7 protein-coding genes are annotated in these 8,139 nt (G+C 44.7%); all 7 read left to right on the top strand.

Annotation, left to right across the window (positions count from 1 at the left end; genetic code table 11):
• Positions 1 to 270: 270 nt before the first annotated feature.
• The 7 genes from AC805_RS06030 (at position 271) to uvrC (ending at position 7,918) form a co-directional block, all read left to right on the top strand.
• Complete coding sequence (locus AC805_RS06030; protein WP_055074581.1) at positions 271 to 1,236, top strand: DUF362 domain-containing protein; 966 nt, start codon at positions 271 to 273, stop codon at positions 1,234 to 1,236.
• A complete protein-coding gene (locus AC805_RS06025) occupies positions 1,223 to 1,624 on the top strand; it encodes a response regulator (protein WP_055074580.1) in 402 nt (133 codons plus the stop codon). Before AC805_RS06030 ends, AC805_RS06025 begins: the two co-directional genes overlap by 14 nt.
• A 410-nt stretch (positions 1,625 to 2,034) precedes the next feature.
• On the top strand, positions 2,035 to 3,045 hold the full coding sequence (hemH, locus tag AC805_RS06020; RefSeq protein ID WP_055074579.1) for a ferrochelatase: 1,011 nt from the start codon (positions 2,035 to 2,037) through the stop codon (positions 3,043 to 3,045).
• A 424-nt stretch (positions 3,046 to 3,469) separates the two neighbouring features.
• Positions 3,470 to 4,534 (top strand): D-alanine--D-alanine ligase family protein, encoded by a 1,065-nt coding sequence (locus tag AC805_RS06015; RefSeq protein ID WP_009628749.1) that lies wholly within the window; start codon positions 3,470 to 3,472, stop codon positions 4,532 to 4,534.
• Positions 4,527 to 4,910 carry a type II toxin-antitoxin system HigA family antitoxin gene (locus tag AC805_RS06010; protein ID WP_055074578.1) on the top strand — a complete coding sequence of 128 codons (384 nt, stop codon included), beginning with the start codon at positions 4,527 to 4,529 and terminating at the stop codon, positions 4,908 to 4,910. Before AC805_RS06015 ends, AC805_RS06010 begins: the two co-directional genes overlap by 8 nt.
• 304 nt (positions 4,911 to 5,214) lie before the next feature.
• Positions 5,215 to 5,877, top strand: a complete 663-nt coding sequence (locus AC805_RS06005) for a DUF4033 domain-containing protein (RefSeq protein ID WP_055074577.1) — start codon at positions 5,215 to 5,217, stop codon at positions 5,875 to 5,877.
• Positions 5,878 to 6,025: 148 nt separating this feature from the next.
• Positions 6,026 to 7,918, top strand: coding sequence for an excinuclease ABC subunit UvrC (gene uvrC, locus AC805_RS06000; RefSeq protein ID WP_231662459.1), 1,893 nt, complete (start codon positions 6,026 to 6,028; stop codon positions 7,916 to 7,918).
• The last annotated feature ends 221 nt before the right edge of the window (positions 7,919 to 8,139 follow it).

Here is an 8,139-nt window from a genome sequence, read left to right as displayed (position 1 = left end):
AGTTTTGTTAGGACAAAATCAAAACGCCAAAGAGAGTTGCCGCGCGGAGCGCGGCAACTCTCTTTGGCGTTTTATGTCCTGATACAGTTGGCGGCAGCCATCAATACCAATTCACGAAAGTGTTGTCACACTTTCGTGAATTAAAATGCGAATTAAAACCCAGACCCAGTAAGGTTTTTTAACTTAAGAAATGGCTACTCCATTTCTTAAGTTGGTATTAGGTTATATTTTTAAGTAGTTTGCTGACCTACTCCCCTTCTAGAAACATTCATGAAATCAACTGTCAGTCTTTTACATGCTTCTAGCTATGAAACTACGTCATTAATGCGATCGCTAGAAGCAGTACTTGCACCCCTAGGAGGTATGTCCAGCATCGTCAAAGCAGGCGATCGCGTTCTCCTCAAGCCCAACTTGCTTACAGGCTCCCGTCCTACCAAGGAATGTACCACTCGTCCAGAATTAGTGTATTGTGTTGCCAAAATGGTACAAGATGCTGGGGGCAATCCATTTTTAGGTGATAGTCCCGCCTTTGGGAGTGCGAAGGGCATTGCTAAGGCGAATGGTCTATTTCCCCTTGCAGAGGAACTGGGCATTCCCATTATTGAATTTCACGGTAAACGCTACGAAACTGCGGGGGAAGGCGAACTCCAACATTTACGGCTCAGTAAAGAAGCGATGGATGCGGATGTGGTGATTAATTTGCCCAAGGTTAAATCGCATATGCAACTCACCCTCACCCTTGGTGTTAAAAATCTCTTTGGTTGCGTTCCTGGCAAAATGAAGGCTTGGTGGCATATGGAAGCAGGCAAAGATGTGGAAAGATTTGCCCAAATGCTGATTGAGACGGCAAGAGCGATCGCTCCCGAACTTACCATTCTGGACGGAATTGTCGGACATGAAGGCAATGGTCCTAGTACGGGCGAACCAAAAGAATTAGGTGTTTTAGCCGCTTCTTGTGATGTATTTGCCCTTGATCGCGTTATGGTGGAGATCCTCGGCGTTAACCCCCTCGATGTGCCCACGGTTGCGGCCGCTATTCGCACGGGACTTTGTAGCGATCTGGAGGCAATTGACATCATTGGTGATCCGATCGCTCAATTGCGAAGCCCCGATTGGAAACTCCCTGAAACCATGATGGCGATCGACTTTGGCATGCCCAGAGTCTTAAGATCGACCTTCAAACATCTCTATATCAAGTTCATTCAAGAACCGTTCAGTACCTATGCTCGCACCTAACTGCTCGCCACTGATTTTAGTGGTCGAAGATGCCCCTGACAACCAAGTTTTGGTGGAACAGGTGTTTCAAGATTCAGGCTACCAAGTAACTTGTATCCAAGATGGTCAAGCAGCTTTAGATTGGCTAGAAACAAATCATCCCGATCTAATTTTGCTCGATCTTTCTTTGCCAGAGATCGATGGATGGGAGGTGGCAAGACAACTCAAGGCAAGCGATCGCACCGCCCAAATTCCGATTATTGCGGTCACAGCCCATGCGATGAAGGGAGATAAGGAATCAGCGATCGCCTCTGGTTGTGATGATTATCTGACAAAGCCTTTGGATATAGATTTACTTGAAGCCTGCGTCAAGCTGTGGCTAGATAAGCAATGCGAGGAATATTTATAGTTTTTATTAGCTTACTCTAAAGCTCAGTAGCCAAAAATAAAAGCTTATACTTATATGTAGCTTATATATGTAGCTTAGCCTAATATTTTAGACTGGGCTTTCAAACCATTTTTAAATTTATTTAATAAATTTCATCCATATCATTCACAATCATTTGCGATTTTTATTGTTTGTTAGCTTTGAGCTTCGCTCATTTCAGTTCTAACCAAACTTGTCCCTCTTAAAAATCCAGAAAAAATCTAAAAAACTTGCCATCTTTTAGAAATTTATATCGTTCGTATTCCGTTCGTATCGCATTTATTTCAATATTTATTGTTCCGTTATTATTCAGTTTCGAGCCTTAACGCTTACTATCGATAGTTTATTTAAAACCAATAATTATTAATTTATCAAATTTAGGAAATTGTTTTATGTCTGGTCGTGTTGGAGTACTACTGTTAAATTTAGGAGGTCCTGAGAAGCTAGAAGATGTCTATCTTTTCTTGTATAACCTCTTCGCTGATCCAGAAATCATTCGCCTGCCATTCCCCTTTCTGCAAAAACCGATCGCATCTCTAATCGCGGCAAGTCGCGCGCCCATCAGCCAAGAAAATTACCGCGTGATCGGCGGTGGTTCGCCTCTGCGCCAGATTACCAGAGAGCAAGGTGAAAATATTGAGAACGTTTTACAACGTCACGGTGTGGATGCCAAAGTCTATGTTGCCATGCGCTACTGGCATCCTTACACTGAAGAGGCGATCGCACAGATCAAACAAGATGGCATTACTCGTCTAGTTGTATTGCCGCTCTATCCTCAATATTCTATTAGCACCAGCGGATCGAGTATCAAAAAACTAGATGAAATCTGGGAGAAAGACCCTGAGCTGCAAGCGATCGAGAAGATTACGATCGAGTCTTGGTACGATCGGGCTGGCTATATTCGTGCCATGAACGAGCTCATTGATGCTAAATTACAAAGTTTTGCTGAACCTGAGAATGTGCATATTTTCTTTAGTGCCCACGGTGTGCCCGTGAAATATGTAACTAAATATGGCGATCCCTATCAGTCAGAAATGGAAAACTGTGTCGATGGGATCATGAAAGCGCTCCGTCGCGATTACCATCGCTACAATGCCCACACCCTCGCCTATCAAAGTCGTGTCGGCCCTGTGGAGTGGCTGCAACCCTATACGGAGGAAGCAATTAAGAATCTGGCTAAGCGCGGTATTAACGATCTTTTGGTCGTACCCATTAGTTTTGTATCGGAACATATTGAGACTTTGCAGGAAATTGACATTGAATATCGAGAAGTCGCTGAAGAAGCTGGCATTCACAATTTCGATCGCGTTCCTGCCTTAAACAGTCACCCTATATTTATCAACGATCTAGCCGAACTGGTAATGGAATCTCTGGGTACTAAAACGAAGGCGATCGCAGCTTAAAAAAACGTAAGTTCGGGATAACTTGAAACGGGGTTAGAGAAAGGGTTTGCTACGCAAACCCTTTCTCTAACCCCAAAAGTAAAAGCCTTGCTTAGCAAGGCTTTTACTTTTGGGCTTTTAAAATTTACTAGCCAACGTTAACTGACATTTACTTGAATTAGGACAAATCAAACCCCAAGAATTGACAGGCGGCGCGAAGCGCCGCCTGTCAATTCTTGGGGTTTATGTCCTAGTACAGGCGATAGTTATATCTGCAAGAGTCCTGTACCAATTCCCAAAATAGCGTTGCCATTTTGGGGATCTCAAAACCTTATACCAATTCCCAAAAGTGTGGCTACACTTCACTGAATTGGTATTAGCTGCTCAATAAGGTAAAGTATTCAGTACTAAAAGTTTGCGATTAATTTGGCGAGGGTGTTTACTAATGGCGGGTATGCAAGATTTGGCGGTAAAGTCTCCTCTTTATGTCGGCTTGTTATTTGGCGGACAGTCGGGCGAACATGATGTATCGATTACATCGGCAAGAGCGATCGCCTCAGCCCTCAACCAAAATTCCCGCTATCAGGTTCAACCCTTCTACATTCAACGGGATGGCACATGGCGCAGTCCCGATATATCGCAGCAGGTTTTAGATTCTGGCAAAGGTTTGCAGGATTCAGAATTATTAACGGATGCGGCTTTTTTCTTGCCTACGGAAGTGCAAACAGTCGATCTATGGTTTCCCGTATTGCATGGACCGAATGGGGAAGATGGAACAGTGCAGGGGCTATTGCAATTGATGCATAAGCCCTATGTTGGTAATGGTGTGCTTGCCTCGTCGGTGGGCATGGATAAAATTGCGATGAAGGCGATCTTTGCGAATGCGGGCTTGCCTCAGGTTAAATATGTGGCGCTGAACCGCTGGCAATGGCAGCAGGACGAGCAATCATGGAGCGAGCATATCGAGGCGACTCTCGGCTATCCCTGTTTTGTGAAGCCTTCTAATCTAGGATCGTCGGTGGGAATTTCTAAAGTACGCGATCGCCAACAGTTAAAAGAAGCGATCGCTAGTGCCACCAGTTACGATCCGCGCATCATCATCGAGCAGGGCGTAACGGCTCGCGAGATCGAATGTGCGGTTCTCGGTAACGAACAACCCCAAGCTTCGGCGATCGGTGAAATTACTTTCACGAGTGATTTCTACGATTACGAAACCAAGTACACCGCAGGTAAGGCAGATTTAATTATTCCGAGCAAGTTACCAGACAATGTAACTCAAGCAGTGCAATCAATGGCGGTAAAAGCTTTTCAGACTGTGGCTGGTTCAGGTTTAGCCAGAGTTGACTTTTTCTATGTGGAAGCGACAGGAACGGTATTAATCAATGAAATCAATACTTTTCCTGGATTCACCTCCCTAAGCATGTATCCCAAATTATGGGAGTACTCAGGAATTCCGTTTACGCAACTATGCGATCGGCTTGTTGAGTTAGCATTAGAGAAACATGTATAACAATGGAGCATTAGCCAACGTTCAAATACAAGGCGTTACTACAGAAGAAGAAAGCGATCGCGCTTTAAGCATTGTAGAAAGCCTGCTAGCTGAAGAAAATATATCTCCAGAGAAAGAACAGATACTACGTCTCCTAGTAACACTGATTGAGAAATTTGAAGACGAAAATTATCAGTTAGCGGCTTCAACATCTCATTCGATCTTGTTACATTTAATGGAAGAAAGAGGACTGCGACAAGCTGACCTTGTAGGGGTGATTGGCTCTCGTGGCGTGGTTTCTGAGGTTGTTAATGGTAAAAGAACTATTAGCAAAGGGCAATCGAAGTCACTTGGTGAATTCTTCCATGTCGATCCCAGTTTGTTTATTGATTTATAGTAATTAGCTAGGCATAAGTAAACTTAAACCCTAGAAGAGAGTACCGCCCGCGTAGCGGGCGGTACTCTCTCTGGTTTTGGTTTTTAATTATGCCTAGCTACTTAGGACTTACGCCTTTAGATGTGGCGCGGGCAAAGCTCGCGCCACATCTATCCAAAACCCAGCAAACTCGTTAGAATTGCGTAAGTCCCATAGTTACTACAATTTATCAAAATGTTTAAAATGTAATGATGAGCTTCGCGCATCATTAGCAAATACTAAAGCAAATACTAAGCCTTATTTGAGAGTGTTTTTGAGAGTGTTTATGCCTAGAGCCTTACAAAAAATTGCTAAAGATGAATATAACGATAATTTAATCGATCGCATGTTTATCTGGCTGTTTTCTCGGAAAATGTCAGAAGCTTTAGGCAAAGGGACGAAAATTGGGGGCTACGAGGGTTTTGTCGAGCTATCAAAACAAATTATGCAGGGACGTAATGCCCAAGAACAGCAGATCCTAGTTGCTAAAGTCTTGCAATCTTTAGTTCCTGCGCCAGCGCTCTGGGCAATCCGTACTTTTTTCTCTCCGACAAGGCTTGTATGTGTTCTCAATGCATGGTTTGCGGCGCAGATGTTTGAGTGGTTAGTTGGTCCCTGCGAGGTTATTGAAGCTGAGATCAATTTGGAAGATGGAACCCTGCGATCGCAACCATCGGCAGTTCATATCAAAAAATGTCGCTATCTGGTTGATAGTGGCTGTGTGGGCATGTGCGTCAATATGTGTAAAGTACCCACGCAAGTATTTTTTACCGAGAAGTTTGGAATTCCACTCACCATGACCCCCAACTTTGAAGACCTCAGTTGCAAAATGATCTTTGGGCAAATGCCCACCGATCCAGAACTGGATGAAGCCTTTACGCAGCCATGCTTAGAGCAGCAATGCCCAACGGCAAGCTTGGCAGCATCTTCTTGCCCCAAGTTAACCTGAAGTTAACCTGATTTTTAGTGAGTAATTTTGGCGATCGCCTAATCATCATAATTAAAACCCAAGAAGAGAAAGCGGCGCTTCGCGCCGCCTTCTCTTCTTGGGTAAACGAATGGCGACAGCTATATAAGGATTTGATATGATTGGATTTATGACTGATCCACTATTGCAAAATCCTGAAAAACTACAGGCGCGATTAAAGGAAATTCCTTTGGAAGCAGGGGTTTATTTTATGCGCGATCGCCAAGATGGGGTGATCTATATTGGCAAATCTAAAGCCCTCCGCAATCGAGTGCGATCGTATTTTCGCAGTAGTCAGGACTTATCGCCGCGCATCGCTATGATGGTGCAGTTAGTGCATGAAATCGAATTTATTGTTACTGACTCCGAAGCCGAAGCCCTTGCCCTCGAAGCCAATCTAATTAAGCAATATCAACCCTATTACAACGTTCTTCTCAAAGACGACAAGAAATATCCTTACGTTTGTATCACTTGGTCGGAAGATTATCCACGCATTTTTATTACGCGAAAACGAAGGATGGGCGGTACAAAGGATAAGTACTATGGTCCCTACGTGGATGTATTTAATCTCAAACGTACTTTAGGAATTATCAAACGCGCTTTTCCCTTACGGCAAAGACCTGTGCCCATGTTTAAGGATCGTCCTTGCCTGAACTATGACATGGGCTTATGTCCTGGAGTATGTCAGGAAAAGATTTCCCCAGCAGATTATCAGAAGATCGTCATGCGAGTGGCGATGATCTTTCAGGGGCGGTCGAGTGAGTTGGTCGAATCCTTTACCGCAAAGATGGAAACTGCTGCCGCAGATTTGGAATTTGAGAAGGCTGCCGATCTCCGCGATCGCATTCAAGTGCTGAAAAACTTAGGAGCCGATCAGAAAGTATCGCTGCCTGATGATACGGTTTCCCGCGATGCGATCGCCCTTGCCTACGACGCTCAACATACCTGCATCCAGCTTTTTCAGATTAGGGCAGGACGCTTAGTGGGACGTTTGGCCTTTGTCGCGGATAGTCAGAGTGACACCCCCGAAGCGATTTTGCAACGGACTTTAGAGGCTCACTATCAAAATTGCGATTCCGTAGAAATTCCCAATGAAGTTCATACCCAATTGGAACTTCCCGAAGTCGAAATCTTGCAGGCATGGCTGAGCGATCGCAAGGGACGCAAAGTGGCGATCGCCACCCCCCAACGTCAGCTTAAAGCCGAACTCATTGAGATGGTAGAACGCAATGCCCAATATGAATTAGCCCGAATCCAAAAACAAAGCGATCGCAATTTACAGGGATTAGAAGACCTTGCGGAAATTCTCCATCTAGATAGTCTGCCCCATCGGATTGAAGGCTATGACATTTCCCACATTCAAGGCTCGGATGCCGTAGCGAGTCAAGTGGTATTTATTGACGGCATTCCCGCCAAACAGCATTATCGTCACTACAAAATCCGCAATCCCGATATTCAAACGGGGCATTCCGACGACTTCGCCAGTCTGGCAGAAGTTATCGCCCGAAGATTTAAAAATCACGCCAATTACCAATCCCCAATCCCCAATTCTCCAATCCCCAATTCCCCAGAAGATGATTTACCCGATGTCGTCATGATTGATGGCGGTAAGGGACAGCTTTCATCGGTGATGAAAATCATTGATAAATTAGGGTTGCGCGATCGCCTTACGGTCATTAGCCTTGCCAAAAAACGGGAAGAGATATTCTTACCCGAACAGTCGGAGCCATTGATTGGCGGCGATCCAGAACGGGCTGGGGTACAGGTGTTACGAAGATTGCGCGATGAGGCTCACCGTTTTGCGATTACATTTCACCGCAAAAAACGTACCCAGAGGATGCAGCGATCGCACCTCGATCAGATTACAGGCTTAGGACATCATCGTCAGAAAGTATTGCTGGAGAAGTTTCATTCCGTTGAATATATTCGCCAAGCCACCGTCGATCAGATCGCAGAAACAGAAGGAATTGGCAAAAAATTAGCCCAACACATTTACGAACACTTCCACCCCGCCTCTAACTAATACCAATTCCCAAAATGGCAACGCCATTTTGGGAATCTCAACACCTTACTGGGTTTGGTTTTTAATTCCCAAAAGTGTTGTCACACTTTCGGGAATTGGTATAATATAGCTGTCGCCAAGTGTATTAGGACATAAACCCCAAGAATTGACTGGCGGCGCTTCGCGCCGCCAGTCAATTCTTGGGGTTTGATTTGTCCTCATTCAAGTGACTGTAGCTATAA

This window comes from Pseudanabaena sp. 'Roaring Creek', from assembly GCF_001402795.1.
Classification (GTDB): Bacteria; Cyanobacteriota; Cyanobacteriia; order Pseudanabaenales; family Pseudanabaenaceae; genus Pseudanabaena.
Note: the sequence above shows the minus strand (reverse complement) of the source record. Positions and strands in the feature narration are given on the sequence as shown.